The sequence below is a fragment of the Chania multitudinisentens RB-25 genome, assembly GCF_000520015.2.
Lineage (GTDB): Bacteria > Pseudomonadota > Gammaproteobacteria > Enterobacterales > Enterobacteriaceae > Chania > Chania multitudinisentens.
In genome coordinates this window covers 3,581,108-3,596,050 of record NZ_CP007044.2, presented here as the reverse complement: position 1 = coordinate 3,596,050, position 14,943 = coordinate 3,581,108, and the positions used below count along the sequence as shown (strand labels likewise).

Below are 14,943 nucleotides of genomic sequence, written 5' to 3'. Positions count from 1 at the left end.
ATTTATTAAATATTATATATACCCTTTGGCATTAATAACTATATATATTTATATTGAATTTACTTGTGACAACATTCTCATTATTAATATGATCATAAAGAAAAAGACTCTAGTATTAGAAATTTTCTTTCATAGCAAATAGTTATATTTTTTCACATTAGCCAAAAATATAAATCATAAGGATATATGGGAGATCAAAAGCAATAACCAAGTATAATATACTGTTTATGCATGTATTATAATATATTGTGTCACTTATGAAAGTGTATATGGAAATTAATCAGCAGGCTAAGAGCATGATTGTTATGCCATAATAAATAACGCCTAAATCTGCTAGACTATAAACTCAAAATAAGCAATTCATTATGTCATTAAACCAAATACTTAACAAAAAATTCACTATAAAAATAAACCCTTGAAGAATTCAGTTAATATTTAACATATTATTTCCCATCATTACTCTTTGTTAATGTTTACCCTGATCATAACAACATAAATACAGGGAGCACTGCATTGAAAGATTCACCACTGCGGATTAGATCTTGGCCTGTGCAAAATACTTGCACAGGCCAATGGTTCACAGCGAAAGTTGTTCCATCGTTTGCAGAATACGCTTATCTGAAATAGGGTAAGGCGTACCCAATTGCTGCGCGAACAGGCTGACACGCAACTCTTCGAGCATCCAGCGCACCTCTTTCACTTCATCGTCCTGCTGGCGTTTTGGCGGCAACTTGTTCAACCACTGCTGCCAGGCCTGTTGCACCTGCTCCACTCGCCACATCTGTGCGCGATCGCGTTGCGGATCAACGGCAAGTTTCTCCAACCGGCGTTCAATTGCCTGCAAATAACGCAGGGTGTCCGGCAAGCGCCGCCAGCCGTTATTGGTAACAAACCCCCGATAAACCAAGCCCCCTAACTGTGCTTTAATATCTGCCAGCGCCAGCGCTAACGCTATATCTACCCTGCCTTTCAGGCGCTTATTGATGTTGAACACCGTGGTCAGGATCTGTTCGACCTGTTTGGCCACCTCCACCACCGTTTCGTTCAGTTCCGCACGTATCAACTCCTGCAACTGGGCAAAATTATCCTCTTGCCAAACCGGCCCACCGTGTTCGGCAATCAGTTTATCAATGCCACATGAGATACAGTCATCAATCAGCTCCAGCACTTTGCCATAAGGGTTGAAATACAGCCCCAGTTTGGCTTTGTTCGGCAACTTTTCATGCAGATATTTGATCGGTGAAGGAATATTCAGCAACAGCAGGCGGCGCGTTCCCCGCCACATCGCCTGTTGTTGTTCCTGTTCACTGTCAAACAGGCGGATCGCCACGCTGTCTTTTTCATCGACCAAAGCCGGATAAGCCTTGACCGAATAGCCGCCGCGCTTCTGTTCATAAAACTCTGGCAACTTGCCAAAGCTCCAGATATGCAGATTACTTTGCTCCAAACCGTCGTCCGCAACCGCCGAGAGCGTTTCCTGCACCTGCTCTTTCAGTTGCAGTTTCAACGCCAGCAGATCTTTACCTTCACGCAGCGTTTTGTGTTTTTCACCCACTACGCGGAAAGTCATTTTCAGATGATCGGGCACCTGATCCCATTGCCAATTATCACGTGACACCGTCACGCCAGTCATGCGACGTAACTCGCGCTCCAGTGAGTCCAACAATGGCATTTCCAGCGCCGTTGCGCGGCCAAGGAAAGCCTCAGCGTAATTGGGTGCGGGCACAAAATTACGGCGTACCGGCTTTGGCAACGATTTAATCAAAGCAATAATCAGTTCACGGCGGATACCGGGGATTTGCCACTCAAACCCCGCCCCTTCTACCTGATTGAGGATCGGCAACGGAATATGCACCGTCACCCCATCCGCATCGGTTCCTGGCTCAAACTGATAGGTCAGGCGCAGCTTGAGATTGCCCTGATGCCAAGTATTCGGATAATCCAGCGCGCTAACCTGGTTGGCTCCCTCCTTGATCAACATCACCTTTTCGAAGTTGAGTAAATCAGGTTTTTGCTTGGCCGCCGTTTTCCACCAGCTATCGAAATGCCGCCCAGAAACCACATCATTGGGAATACGCTGGTCATAGAAGCTAAATAGCGTTTCATCGTCCACCAGAATATCGCGGCGGCGCGATTTGTGTTCCAGCTCTTCTACTTCGGCGCGTAGTTTCAGGTTAGCGGCAAAGAAGGCATGGCGCGTTTGCCAGTCACCTTCCACCAACGCATGGCGGATAAACAACTCGCGGCACAACAGCGGATCGAGGGTGCTGTAATTCACCGGGCGGGCAACCACGATCGGCAAACCGAACAACGTGACTTTCTCGCTGGCCATCACCGCCCCCTGGGATTTTGACCAGTGCGGTTCGCTGTAATGGTGTTTTACCAAATGCTGCGCCAGCGGTTCGATCCATTCCGGCTCAATACGCGCGGCAATACGCCCCCACAAGCGGCTGGTTTCCACCAGTTCAGCCACCATCGTCCATTTCGGTGGCTTCTTGAACAAGCCTGAACCGGGAAAAATGGAAAATCGGGCATTGCGCGCCCCGCTGAATTCTTGTTTTTCAGTATCTTTTTGGCCGATATGAGACAGCAAACCAGTCAGCAACGCAGTGTGTATACTGCGGTAGTCAGAAGGCACACTGTTGACCGGCAGGCCCAGCTCTTTCACCACCTGGCGCAGTTGGGTATAAATATCCTGCCACTCACGCACACGCAGATAGTTCAGGAAATCCTGGCGACACAGGCGGCGGAACTGGCTGGATGAGTGCTCCTTCTGCTGCTCTTTCAGGTAATCCCACAGATTGACGAACGCCATAAAATCGGAATCTTTATCAGCAAAGCGGCGATGCTTTTCATCGGCAGCCTGCTGTTTATCCATCGGCCGTTCACGCGGGTCCTGAATCGACAAGGCGGAAGTAACGATCATCACTTCACGCACACTACCGCTTTTCTGGGCTTCCAGCACCATGCGCGCCAAGCGTGGATCGATCGGCAACTGTGCCAGTTGGCGGCCTTGTGGAGTGAGTTGGTAATGACCGTTGGCGGCGGTTTTAATCGCTCCCAGTTCTTCCAGCAGCCGCACGCCATCCTGAATATTGCGTTTATCCGGTGCTTCAACAAACGGGAAAGCCGCAATATCCCCCAGCCCTAATGAAGTCATTTGCAGAATGACCGAAGCCAGGTTGGTACGCAGAATTTCTGGATCGGTAAATTCAGGGCGTGACAGGAAATCCTGCTCCGAATACAAACGGATGCAGATACCATCTGACACACGGCCACAGCGCCCTTTACGCTGGTTGGCAGAAGCCTGTGAAACCGGCTCGATGGGCAAACGCTGCACTTTAGTGCGGAAACTGTAGCGGCTGATGCGCGCCGTTCCCGGATCGATCACATATTTGATCCCCGGTACGGTGAGCGAGGTTTCTGCCACGTTGGTCGCCAGCACGATACGGCGGCCGTGATGAGATTGGAATACCCGATTCTGTTCACTGTTCGACAAGCGTGCGTACAAAGGCAGCACTTCGGTATGCGGCAGGTTTAACTTGTTCAACGCATCGGCCGTATCGCGAATTTCACGTTCACCGCTCATGAAGATCAACACGTCACCCGGCCCTTCTCGCCCCAGTTCGTCTACCGCATCAAAAATGGCCTGTAGCTGGTCACGTTCGCTGTCGTCGGCATCATCCACCACGGGGCGGTAACGCACTTCAACCGGATAAGTCCGGCCCGACACTTCGATAATCGGCGCATGATTAAAATGGCGCGAGAAACGCTGTGGATCGATGGTCGCTGAGGTAATGATCACTTTCAGATCCGGGCGTTTGGGCAGCAGTTCCCGCAAATAGCCCAGAATAAAGTCGATGTTCAGGCTGCGTTCATGTGCTTCATCGATGATCAAGGTATCGTACTGCATCAATAGCCGATCCTGCTGGATCTCGGCCAGCAGGATGCCGTCGGTCATCAGTTTGACCAGCGTGTTCTCACCCACCTGATCGTTAAAGCGCACCTTATAGCCCACGCTGCTACCCAATGGAGTGGCCAACTCATCGGCAATGCGGCTGGCAACGCTGCGTGCCGCCAGGCGGCGTGGCTGGGTGTGGCCGATCAGCCCTTTCACACCACGGCCAAGTTCCAGGCAGATCTTCGGCAACTGGGTGGTTTTGCCCGAGCCGGTTTCGCCGGCCACAATCACCACTTGGTGATCGCGGATTGCCGCGAAAATATCCTGCTTCTTCTGGCTGACGGGGAGGCTTTCCGGGTAGGTAATTTTCGGGCAGGCCGCTGCTCGTGCCTGCACTTTTTGCAACGCCAAAGCAATATCACTGCCGATCTCAGTGGCAATTGCCTGTTGAGCTGCGGGATTATTAATTTTTCGGGCGCCATGCAACCGGCGTTGCAGGCGTTGTTGGTCACGGAGCATCAAATCAGCCAACTGAGCTGACAATGCCGCGAGCGGAGATTTCACGTTCAGTATTCCTTGTTTCTTCGCTGCGTTATTAGGGCATAGGGGTTCAGGCACACAGAATATCACAAGGGCATTTCTCCCCATAATCCATCCAGTTAGCCTCAATTTTTTTATTCAATAAAATCGAATAATGGTCTCGAAATATTCCACTATCTCTCTTGTAAAAAGATGCATAAAGTGTACTTCATGCAAAGGGCACTGTGCCCTGATGTCACTGTCATAACCAAAGGAATTACCGATGAGCAAAGTATTGGTTCTTAAATCAAGCATTCTGGCAACCTACTCCCAGTCCAACCAATTGGCCGATTTCTTTGTTGAACAATGGGCCACTGCTCACAACAACGATATTATCACCCTGCGCGATCTGGCAGCACAGCCAATCCCGGTGCTGGATGGTGAACTGGTTGGTGCGTTGCGCCCTTCAGATGCGCCGCTGACGCCGCGTCAAAAAGAAGCGCAGGCGCTGTCTGATGAACTGATTGCTGAATTACAGGCCAATGACACCATCGTAATCGCCGCACCAATGTACAACTTCAATATCCCCACCCAGTTGAAGAACTACTTTGATCTGATCGCGCGCGCTGGGGTGACCTTCCGTTATACCGAAAATGGCCCAGAAGGCTTGGTGAAAGGCAAACGCGCTATCATCCTGACCAGCCGCGGCGGTATTCACAAAGGAACGCCAAGCGATCTGATCGAGCCTTACCTGCGCCTGTTCCTGGGTTTCATCGGCATTACTGACGTGGAGTTCGTGTTTGCGGAAGGTATCGCTTATGGCCCAGATGTGGCTACCAAAGCACAGGAAGACGCCAAAGCGACGCTGGCCAACGTGATCGCCGCCTAATCATGCTGGGCGTGTACCCCACGCCCACCTGCCGGTGTTTGGTAAGACAACCCTGCAAAACTCGTATTACCCGAATAATAACCAATAACTGTGTTGCTTTACGCGCCAGGCTGATGGCGCGTTTTTTTATTTCTTCAACCACTGGCCGTTGATACCACGCACATATTCACCGGCAGGCGCTCGTGTTACCAATTTTTGCCCGGCCAGGCGTGCCACCTCATCAAGAGCGATATGGTTGTTATCCGCCACTTCCTGGTATTTTTCGGTTCTCCCCATATTGATGCGTTTCACCAAGTCCTGAGTTTCGGCATCCTGTTTCACCGGCGCGATATAGCCACTCAGGGTTTCACCCACTCGCCCCTGCCGTTTTGCCTCGTCCAACGTCAGCGCCTGAACCATTCCACTGCACAACCAGCCAGCGCTTATCAACCATAGATAACGTTTTTTCATCTCGGCTCCTAGAATAAACCGCTCTGGTTTTTCAGCAGGCTTTCAACGTCCCTATCGACTTTGATACGGATCTCATGCTCAATTTTGACGTTCATGTTAATAGTGAGCGGCTCTTTCGGCGTTGCGATCTCAATGCGCGGTATGCAACCGCTCAACAAGAAAGCCCCCAGCATAGCGGCCAGTAACGGTCCGGTCGTGATCTTCATGGTTCTTCCCCAGATGTTGAGAGTGCCTGCTCCAGCCACTCCTGCAAATTGTCACCGAAACGTAAGCTGCGCCACAGCATAAACACGTTTTCCTGATGGCTATAGTTAAGGATAATCTCTCGCCGCGTGTTTTTCTGCGGATTGACGCCATTAATGTGCGCCTTCAGCGTCAGCTCCCCCAGGTTATCAAGCTCAACCCGCGCCTTTGAACTGTTGATTTCCATATAACGCAGCCAATCAATAGCCAGACCGGTGGCCAGGTTATTACTGGCAATGGCATCGGCCATGTCTTTATCCAGCCGTAGCGTCAACATGCCCGTATTATTGACCCAACCATCACGCACCAACCATTTAGGATGGTTGAGATATAAGGGTAACTCACCGCTCACCCGCCCGGACATGGCAAACTGCTTCGGGTTCAGCGCGGTAAACAATGCGCTGAGGTCAATTTTATCCAGCCGTAACACTGCCGCATCATGCTGTGGCAAACGCAAGGCCGACAGGCTGATGTGCCCATCCAGAATATCCATGCCAACATTGCTCAGCGTTAACGGTTGTTCCTCGCTGTAAGGATAGGTTCCCTGCAAATCGGCGGTAATATTCTGGATCTCAAACAGATTACTGAGCAATTTGATACGCAATATCACGGGTTGTTTGGCACCAAGCTGCCACAGATGGTTTTTCAGCCGATAAGGTAAAACAAAATCCACCCCGCTCATTTCACCATCACTCAGCCACAGGCCGCCATTTCTTACTGCCCAATGACCACCGGCTTCAAAACCCTGTTTACGCGCAGCTGAGAACGCTGATTGAGCATAAAATTGGCCGTCACGCAGTTTGACTTTCAGGCCTGGTGGCAGCAACGGCTGGAACGCCGTCAATGGCTGCCTTGGCCACCAGCCTTCACCGCGTAAACGTTCACCATCCCAACGGCCACGCAGGGTTATCGGCCCTATCGGCTTAGCCTGCAACGATCCCCGCCACTGAAAATTATTAGGTTCTTTACCCACCAGCTGTAACCCCAACACCGTCGGGGGCAGATAAGCGCCGTTTCTGAAATTAACCCTACCGGCCACCAGTTGCAGGTTGCCGCTAAACTGTGGCCTATCCGCACCCCGCTGCCATACCAGCGGCTGACTGAGCGTCAGACGCGGTGCTACCACGGTCGCCAAACCATATTTCAGTTGATCAAAACCGGTCGACAGTTGGCTGAGAGTAATGTTGCTATCCTGCCAACTGCCATTACCGGCAATATCCCATGCGGCCTGCAACGGCGGTAATGTGCCATTCCCCCAGTAACGCCATTGCCAGTGACCATTATCCGGCCAAAACGCGTGAGCCTGCCCATCCAGATGTAACCGGAAGCGGCCCCAGTAACGATCGCGGGCGTTAACGATCATTTGTAAACGCCCCGAAAGCCCCGCAGTGGTCACTTTCACACCGGCCAGCGGCAAACGCGCCTCTTCCAACTGCATTTCTGGCGTTACTTTTCCCCAGGCGCGCAGCAGCGCCCCCGGTTGCAATAGCCAGGTCGGGTTCAAAATGCTGCCGTTGATAACGCCAGGAATAGAAGCTGTGAATGAAAAATTAGCCAGATTCGCCTGACCGGTCAGTTGGAAATTAAGATCGCTGTTGGTTAGCCCGACTTTACCCGGCCCCAGAGTCAACACAGCGTTCCCCTTACCGTTGTGCCCGGCGGTAATCACGTTCAGCCGCGCACTGATTTGGGTTTCATCCAGCCCTTTACTCCAATCGTGCAGCGCCACACTCAGGCCACCGCTGAGCGGTTGATCAATATAAGGCCAGCGCCATTCTCCCTGCTCAATACGAATTTGCTGCGGCGTGATTGCCCATGGCAACGTCGCCAAAGGCTGATCGCTACCTTTTTCAGTTAACGTCAGCACGCCTTGCCGTTGTTGCCAGCGCAAATCCAGCAACAAAGGGTTTTCCAGATAGGCCGTTTGCATTTCGCCCCGCACCGCCCCTTGGGCTGGCAGGCTGCTTAAATCCAGCGGTACGGTTATTTTGCCGCTCAGTTGCACCGGCACCGCACTGTTAGGCGGCACGATACGCAAGTGGTTGAGCGTCAGCTGTTGATGCTCGTCCAGCGCCGCATCAGCCGTAATGTTTTTCCCCTGATAATGCAACCGCTGGCCCTCCGCCGAGGACAATAGCTGCAATTTACCGGCATAAAACTGCCATGGAGTGAGCGTAAAAAGGTTGATGTTCAGATCAAACGGCGGCAATTGGCTTTGCAGCCAATCCAGCGTTAGCGGGGAATGGTTGGCATCATTGCCAGACAATCGGGTTAAACAGGCCGTGTCCACGGTTAAATGTTCGCTGTTCAATAACCAACGGCCACGTTGCTGAGACACTCTCAGTCCACCCGCATCGGCAATAACACACCCTTGGGCACTGAAACGTACACCGACCACATGCAAAACCCCTTGCTGCCAGCGCACCGGCCCTTGCAGTATCAGTTGGCTACCCGGTGGCAACCAAGGAGCGATCGCGCGAGGCAACCAACGTGGCAACGTTTGCCACGACGTGATTAACAGGAGAGCAATGCCCGCAACTACCCCGATGAATACTTTTGCTTTCTTTGTCATTAGGTGTTGATTTCATTCCTGATAAACACGGATAAGACAGAGCCACTGCCACCAAATCACGGCTAATAATGGCATGAATACCCTGGCAGGTGAAGGTGATATCCCTGCCATACTGCAAGTTGGCCGCGCAATCTGTGCCTTGCGGCCACTCGTATTATTAAGAGTATACCCACACATTGTTGATATAACGGTTTTCTCAACGTGGTAAGTTTATTACTGGTTGTAACACGCTAATTTACAGCAGTAAATTCGGTTGCGCCAGATACAAAACCGTAAGCTAACTCATTGTCAAATTTAGTAAAATAAGCTAAATTAAACAGATGAACACGCGGGAGAAACCACGATGAAAATGGCGATTTACAGTACCAAACAGTATGACCGCAAGTACCTGGAGCTGGTGAATCAGCAGTTTGGTTATGAGTTGGAGTTTTTCGATTTTCTTCTCAGTAAGAAAACTGCCAAAACCGCCACGGGTTGCAAAGCCGTGTGCATTTTTGTGAATGACGATGGTTGCCGCAGCGTACTGGAAGAGTTGGCCGCTCTGGGGGTTGAAATCCTCGCCCTGCGCTGTGCCGGTTTTAATAATGTCGATTTGGATGCTGCCAAAGAGCTGGGCATCAAAGTAGTACGCGTTCCCGCTTATTCACCGGAGGCCGTCGCAGAACATGCCGTCGGCATGATGATGTGCCTCAATCGCCGCATTCATCGCGCTTACCAACGCACCCGCGACGCCAATTTTTCACTGGAGGGGTTGATCGGCTTCAACATGCACAACCGCACGGCAGGCGTGATTGGCACCGGCAAGATCGGCGTGGCGACCATGCGTATTCTGAAAGGCTTCGGCATGCAACTGCTGGCTTACGATCCCTACCCCAGTGAGCACGCGCTGGCGCTGGGGGCTGAATATGTCGATCTGAAAACGCTGTATGCCAAATCTGACGTTATCACTCTGCACTGCCCCTCCACGCCGGAAAACCATCATCTGTTGAATGCCGACGCTTTTGCCCTGATGAAAAACGGTGTGATGGTGATTAACACCAGCCGTGGTGCCTTGATTGACTCTGTAGCAGCGATTGACGCCTTGAAGCAGCAGAAAATCGGCGCTTTGGGAATGGATGTCTATGAAAACGAGCGCGACCTGTTCTTTGAAGATAAATCCAACGACGTGATCCAGGACGATGTTTTCCGCCGTCTTTCAGCCTGCCATAACGTGCTGTTTACCGGCCACCAGGCGTTTCTGACCGAAGAGGCGCTCATCAGTATTTCGGAAACCACGCTGAGAAATATCGGCCAGCTTTCACGTGGTGAGAACTGCGTGAATCAGCTGAATACCTGATGCTGTGCGGAGTCTGCCGTCCTTGGCACAGCTTATCTCTGGAGCAAATTATGAAAAAACAGATCGCCATTGCACTTGCCACTCTACTGTTGGCCGGGTGTGGAACCGGCCAAGATAACCAGCCAAGCAAAAACGTGACAGAAAGCGATCTGCTGCATCACAATTTTGTGTTGCAAAGCATTGACGGCATTCTGGTTAATCCCCAAAACGGCCAGATCCCCAGCATTGAATTTGGGGAAAAAATGCATGTTTCAGGAGCCATGTGTAACCGTTTCTTTGGCCAGGGTCAGTTGGAAAACAGCGTGCTGACGGTGAAAAACCTTGCTTCTACCCGGATGATGTGTGCCGATCCACAACGCAATCAGTGGGATCAGACCATCAGTACTTTATTGAGTAATGGCGCAGACGTCTCTCTTAACGCCCACCTATTAATCCTGAACGGCGGCGGGCATCAATTGGTCTATACCCTGAAAGACTGGGTGCAGTAGCGCTGGCTGGGCCACACCGTGGCCCGGTAAAGCATCAACCCGCGTTGGCGCAGGCTCCCTGCCCCAACGTGGACTCTTCGCACTGTTTACCATTTGGCATCTGACACATTCGCAGCGTATCGCCATTCAGGTTGTGGGCAATGGTGGTTACCCCACCTACGCTGGCACAAGGAGCGCTGGTCGGTATCATGTTAATACTAGCACTGGTGCCTTCTTGTGGGGGTTCTACGTTGTTATTACTGCCACAGGCCGCCAAAAACAGTACGGCACCGGTAAGCAAGCATTTTGCCATAGTCATTATTTTTCCCTCTACTACGCCACTACGATATTTTGATGCAAGCCTATTTAATTTAGCCCGAGAGTTAAATAATGAAAATAGCATTACGCATTTATTTGCTTCTTTTTACACCGCTCAACGGAGACGTTGGATGGTAAAGGTAATATCAATGCACCGCCGATTTTGACAATAAATTAATCACCAACACCCCGGCAATAATTAATCCTATGCCCAAAATGGCAGGTAAATCCAATTTTTGCTGATAAATAAATACTGCGGCAACCGAAACCAGCACAATGCCCATGCCAGACCAAATAGCATAAACAATCCCAAGAGGCATGGTTTTAACTACGATTGACAATCCCCAAAATGCCACCGCATAGCCCACAATCACCACCAATGAAGGCCATAGGCGAGTAAATCCCTCAGACGCTTTTAACATTGTGGTTGCAATGACTTCGGCGATAATCGCCATGGTTAAATACATAAATCCGGTCATCAAATTCGTCTTCCGTCTAAGTGGGATGGAGCTGTAATAAGATACCAAAATGATATTCTGGTTAAATCATCGTCGGAGTGAATCTCTAAGCAAAAAAATAATAATGGTTTCTTAAAAGAAATACTACATGACATCCAGGCCACACAAACGCGATAAAGCCTGAATATATCCCTCTGTTAAACTTTGTTGATTCTGTTTTTTTGCAGCTTTATGAGCATAGACAAGGTACTACAAATGATAACTACAGACGGTAATAGCGCTGTCGCTTCCGTGGCTTATCGTATCAACGAAGTGATTGCCATTTACCCCATTACCCCCAGTTCAACGATGGCAGAACAGGCTGATGCCTGGTCTGGCGACGGCAGAAAAAACATTTGGGGAGACATACCACAGGTAGTAGAAATGCAATCGGAGGGTGGTGCTATTGCCACCGTACACGGCGCCCTGCAAACCGGCGCACTCTCGACCACATTTACCTCTTCTCAGGGATTGCTGTTGATGATCCCTTCTTTGTACAAACTGGCCGGGGAACTGACCCCCTTCGTGCTGCACGTGGCAGCACGCACGGTGGCCACCCACGCGCTGTCGATCTTCGGCGATCATTCCGATGTTATGGCCGTGCGCCAGACCGGCTGTGCCATGCTGTGCGCCAGCAGCGTACAAGAAGCCCAGGATTTTGCGCTGATCGCGCAAGTGGCCACGCTCAACAGCCGTATACCATTCATCCATTTCTTTGATGGCTTCCGTACCTCTCATGAAATCAACAAGATCGTCTCATTAAACGATGAAACGCTGCACCAGATGCTGCCACAGGAGGCGATTGACGCGCACCGTAGCCGCGCGCTTTCACCGGACCATCCTGTGGTGCGTGGCACTTCTGCCAACCCGGATACCTATTTCCAATCGCGTGAAGCCACTAATCCTTGGTACGACAATACCTACCGCCACGTTAGCGAAGCGATGGAAAAGTTCGGCCAGTTGACCGGCCGCCATTATCAGCCGTTTGAGTATTACGGCCATCCGCAAGCCGAACGAGTGGTGCTCTTGATGGGTTCCGCCATCGGTACGTGTGAAGAAATCATTGACACGTTGCTGACGCGTGGGGAAAAGGTCGGCGTGCTGAAAGTGCGCCTGTTCCGCCCGTTCTCCGCCAAGCATCTGCTCGCTGTGCTGCCGGAAAGTGTGCAAAAAATCGCCGTACTTGATCGTACCAAAGAACCCGGCGCACTGGCTGAACCTCTGTATCTGGATGTGATGACCGCATTAGCAGAAGCCTTCAGCCGTGGGGAACGAGCCACGCTGCCACGCGTGATGGGTGGCCGTTATGGGCTGTCCTCTAAAGAATTCGGCCCGGATTGCGCACTGGCGGTATTCAAAGAGCTAGAATTGGAACAACCCCGCCCGCGTTTTACCGTGGGTATTTTCGACGATATCACCGGCCTTTCCCTGCCGCTGAGCGAAGAAACCCTGCCAGCACGTGCCTCACTGGAAGCCTTGTTCTACGGCCTGGGTAGCGATGGCTCGGTGTCTGCCACCAAAAACAACATCAAAATCATTGGCAACAGCACAGCGCTCTATGCACAGGGCTATTTTGTCTATGACTCGAAAAAGGCCGGTGGCTTGACGGTTTCGCACCTGCGGATCAGCGATAATCCGATCAATTCGGCCTATTTGGTGAACCAGGCAGACTTTGTCGGTTGCCACCAGTTGCAGTTCATCGATAAATATCAGATGGCGGAGCGCCTGAAGCCTGGCGGTATTTTCCTGCTGAATACGCCGTATAGCGCCGAAGAGGTCTGGCCACGCCTGCCGCAGGAAGTTCAAGCCATGCTGCACCAGCGTCAGGCGAGATTCTACATTATCAACGCCGCTAAACTGGCGCGGGAATGCCAGCTCGGTGCCCGTATCAACACCGTAATGCAAATGGCATTTTTCCATCTGACACAAATTTTGCCCGGTGATATGGCACAACAACAGTTGCGGGATGCCATTGCCCGCAGCTACGGCAGCAAGGGCCAAGAGATTGTCGAACGCAATTGGCAGGCGTTGGCAGCCACTCTGGATGCGCTGACCGCTATCCCGCTGCAACCTATCGACAGCAATAGCCCCATGCGCCCACCGGTGGTGGCTGATGTCGCCCCTGATTTTGTTAAAACCGTTACCGCTGCGATGCTGGCAGGGCTTGGTGATAGCTTGCCTGTATCGGCTTTCCCACCGGATGGCACCTGGCCGGTGGGAACAACCCAATGGGAAAAACGCAATATTGCAGAAGCCATTCCTATCTGGCAGCCAGATTTATGTACCCAGTGCAACCACTGCGTTGCCGCGTGCCCACATTCTGCTATTCGCGCCAAAGTGGTTCAACCGGAAACCCTGTTACCTGCACCGGCTACGCTACAGTCCTTGGATGTAAAAGCACGCGATATGCGCGGCCAGAAATATGTGTTGCAGGTTGCCCCGGAGGACTGCACTGGCTGCAATCTGTGTGTAGAGGTTTGCCCGGCGAAAGATCGCCAGAACCCGGAAATCAAAGCGATCAATATGGCTTCACGCCTTGCGCATCTGGCGGAAGAAAAAGCCCACTACGACTTCTTCCTGCAATTGCCGGAAATCGATCCTGCCCAGATGGAACGCATTGACATTCGAACGTCACAATTGATCACACCGCTGTTCGAATACTCAGGTGCCTGCTCCGGCTGCGGTGAAACGCCGTATATCAAGCTCCTAACCCAACTTTACGGCGACCGTTTGTTGATCGCTAATGCGACCGGTTGTTCTTCCATCTATGGTGGCAACCTGCCGACCACGCCTTACACCACTAACGCTGACGGTCGCGGCCCTGCCTGGGCAAACTCGTTATTTGAGGATAATGCCGAATTCGGTCTGGGCTTCCGCCTCACGGTAGATCAGCACCGCCGCCGCGTGCTCCGGTTGTTGGCAACCTTGGCTCCACAGTTACCTGCGCAACTGGTTGCCGCATTGCAGGCAGAAAACATCGCCGCGGGCCCACGCCGCCAGCAAATTGCTGAATTGCGCCTCTTGCTGGCTAATCTGGCCGGTAATGATGCCAAGCAGTTGGCCAACGATGCTGATTATCTGGTAGATAAATCTATCTGGCTTATCGGCGGTGACGGCTGGGCTTACGACATCGGCTTTGGTGGCCTGGATCACGTCTTGAGCCTGACGGAAAACGTCAACGTGTTGGTGCTGGATACGCAATGTTATTCCAACACCGGTGGGCAACAATCCAAAGCCACGCCTCTGGGTGCCGTTACCAAGTTTGGCGAACACGGTAAACGCAAAGCACGTAAGGATCTGGGGGTCAGCATGATGATGTATGGCCATGTGTATGTCGCTCAAATCTCACTGGGGGCGCAGCTTAACCAAACGGTGAAAGCGATTCAGGAAGCGGAAGCCTATCCAGGCCCGTCATTGATCATTGCCTACAGCCCTTGTGAAGAACATGGTTACGATCTGGCACTCAGCCATGATCAAATGAAGCAATTGACCGCCACCGGATTCTGGCCATTGTATCGCTTTGATCCACGCCGCACCGACGAAGGCAAAGCGGCTTTGGCGCTCGATTCCCGCCCCCCCAACAACGAATTGGTCGCAACGTTGAATAAGGAACAGCGTTTCCGCCGCCTTAATACGCAACAGCCCGAAGTTGCGGCGGCACTTTATCAAGAAGCGGAAAAAGAGCTAAAGGAAAAATACGATTTCCTCAGCCTGCTGGCCGGAAAAACAGAGAAATCATCGTCAGAGTAAC

10 protein-coding genes are annotated in these 14,943 nt (G+C 51.6%); 4 read left to right on the top strand and 6 right to left on the bottom strand.

The features are described 5' to 3' along the window. Positions 1-577: 577 nt before the first annotated feature. Positions 578-4,465, bottom strand: coding sequence for an ATP-dependent RNA helicase HrpA (gene hrpA, locus Z042_RS15700; protein WP_024910736.1), 3,888 nt, complete (start codon positions 4,463-4,465; stop codon positions 578-580). A 238-nt stretch (positions 4,466-4,703) separates the two neighbouring features. Here hrpA and Z042_RS15695 point away from each other — a divergent pair, with 238 nt between their 5' ends. Further along, positions 4,704-5,309 (top strand): FMN-dependent NADH-azoreductase, encoded by a 606-nt coding sequence (locus Z042_RS15695; protein ID WP_024910737.1) that lies wholly within the window; start codon positions 4,704-4,706, stop codon positions 5,307-5,309. A gap of 126 nt (positions 5,310-5,435) precedes the next feature. Here Z042_RS15695 and Z042_RS15690 read toward each other — a convergent pair whose 3' ends face one another. From Z042_RS15690 to Z042_RS15680, 3 genes are read right to left on the bottom strand one after another with little or no spacing between them, the layout of a single operon-like run. Further along, the gene (locus tag Z042_RS15690; protein WP_024910738.1) at positions 5,436-5,759 is read right to left on the bottom strand and encodes a YdbL family probable chaperone protein; all 324 of its coding nucleotides are present in this window, start codon (positions 5,757-5,759) and stop codon (positions 5,436-5,438) included. A gap of 8 nt (positions 5,760-5,767) precedes the next feature. Continuing rightward, positions 5,768-5,965, bottom strand: a complete 198-nt coding sequence (locus Z042_RS15685) for a YnbE family lipoprotein (RefSeq protein ID WP_024910739.1) — start codon at positions 5,963-5,965, stop codon at positions 5,768-5,770. Then, a complete protein-coding gene (locus Z042_RS15680) occupies positions 5,962-8,574 on the bottom strand; it encodes a YdbH family protein (protein WP_024910740.1) in 2,613 nt (870 codons plus the stop codon). The genes Z042_RS15685 and Z042_RS15680 overlap by 4 nt, the downstream gene beginning before the upstream one ends. Before the next feature lie 343 nt (positions 8,575-8,917). Here Z042_RS15680 and Z042_RS15675 point away from each other — a divergent pair, with 343 nt between their 5' ends. Both Z042_RS15675 and hslJ read left to right on the top strand, forming a co-directional pair. Continuing rightward, a complete protein-coding gene (locus tag Z042_RS15675) occupies positions 8,918-9,910 on the top strand; it encodes a 2-hydroxyacid dehydrogenase (RefSeq protein ID WP_024910741.1) in 993 nt (330 codons plus the stop codon). Between the two features lie 50 nt (positions 9,911-9,960). Next, on the top strand, positions 9,961-10,398 hold the full coding sequence (hslJ, locus tag Z042_RS15670; protein ID WP_024910742.1) for a heat shock protein HslJ: 438 nt from the start codon (positions 9,961-9,963) through the stop codon (positions 10,396-10,398). 34 nt (positions 10,399-10,432) lie between these two features. Here the strand turns inward: hslJ and Z042_RS15665 are convergent, their stop codons facing one another. Continuing rightward, complete coding sequence (locus Z042_RS15665) at positions 10,433-10,696, bottom strand: putative hemolysin (RefSeq protein ID WP_024910743.1); 264 nt, start codon at positions 10,694-10,696, stop codon at positions 10,433-10,435. A 145-nt stretch (positions 10,697-10,841) separates the two neighbouring features. After that, positions 10,842-11,174 (bottom strand): SMR family transporter, encoded by a 333-nt coding sequence (locus tag Z042_RS15660; RefSeq protein WP_024910744.1) that lies wholly within the window; start codon positions 11,172-11,174, stop codon positions 10,842-10,844. Between the two features lie 234 nt (positions 11,175-11,408). On the opposite strand from Z042_RS15660, the gene nifJ reads away from it, so the two are divergent. Then, a complete protein-coding gene (gene nifJ / locus Z042_RS15655; protein WP_024910745.1) occupies positions 11,409-14,942 on the top strand; it encodes a pyruvate:ferredoxin (flavodoxin) oxidoreductase in 3,534 nt (1,177 codons plus the stop codon). Position 14,943 lies beyond the last annotated feature (1 nt).

Excerpts from the sequence above, each read along its gene's own strand:
- hslJ (WP_024910742.1), top strand. The coding sequence starts at position 9,961 with ATGAAAAAACAGATCGCCATTGCACTTGCCACTCTACTGTTGGCCGGG.
- Z042_RS15695 (WP_024910737.1), top strand. The coding sequence starts at position 4,704 with ATGAGCAAAGTATTGGTTCTTAAATCAAGCATTCTGGCAACCTACTCC.
- Z042_RS15675 (WP_024910741.1), top strand. The coding sequence starts at position 8,918 with ATGAAAATGGCGATTTACAGTACCAAACAGTATGACCGCAAGTACCTG.
- Z042_RS15680 (WP_024910740.1), bottom strand. The coding sequence starts at position 8,574 with ATGACAAAGAAAGCAAAAGTATTCATCGGGGTAGTTGCGGGCATTGCT.
- nifJ (WP_024910745.1), top strand. The coding sequence starts at position 11,409 with ATGATAACTACAGACGGTAATAGCGCTGTCGCTTCCGTGGCTTATCGT.
- Z042_RS15660 (WP_024910744.1), bottom strand. The coding sequence starts at position 11,174 with ATGACCGGATTTATGTATTTAACCATGGCGATTATCGCCGAAGTCATT.
- Z042_RS15690 (WP_024910738.1), bottom strand. The coding sequence starts at position 5,759 with ATGAAAAAACGTTATCTATGGTTGATAAGCGCTGGCTGGTTGTGCAGT.
- Z042_RS15685 (WP_024910739.1), bottom strand. The coding sequence starts at position 5,965 with ATGAAGATCACGACCGGACCGTTACTGGCCGCTATGCTGGGGGCTTTC.
- Z042_RS15665 (WP_024910743.1), bottom strand. The coding sequence starts at position 10,696 with ATGACTATGGCAAAATGCTTGCTTACCGGTGCCGTACTGTTTTTGGCG.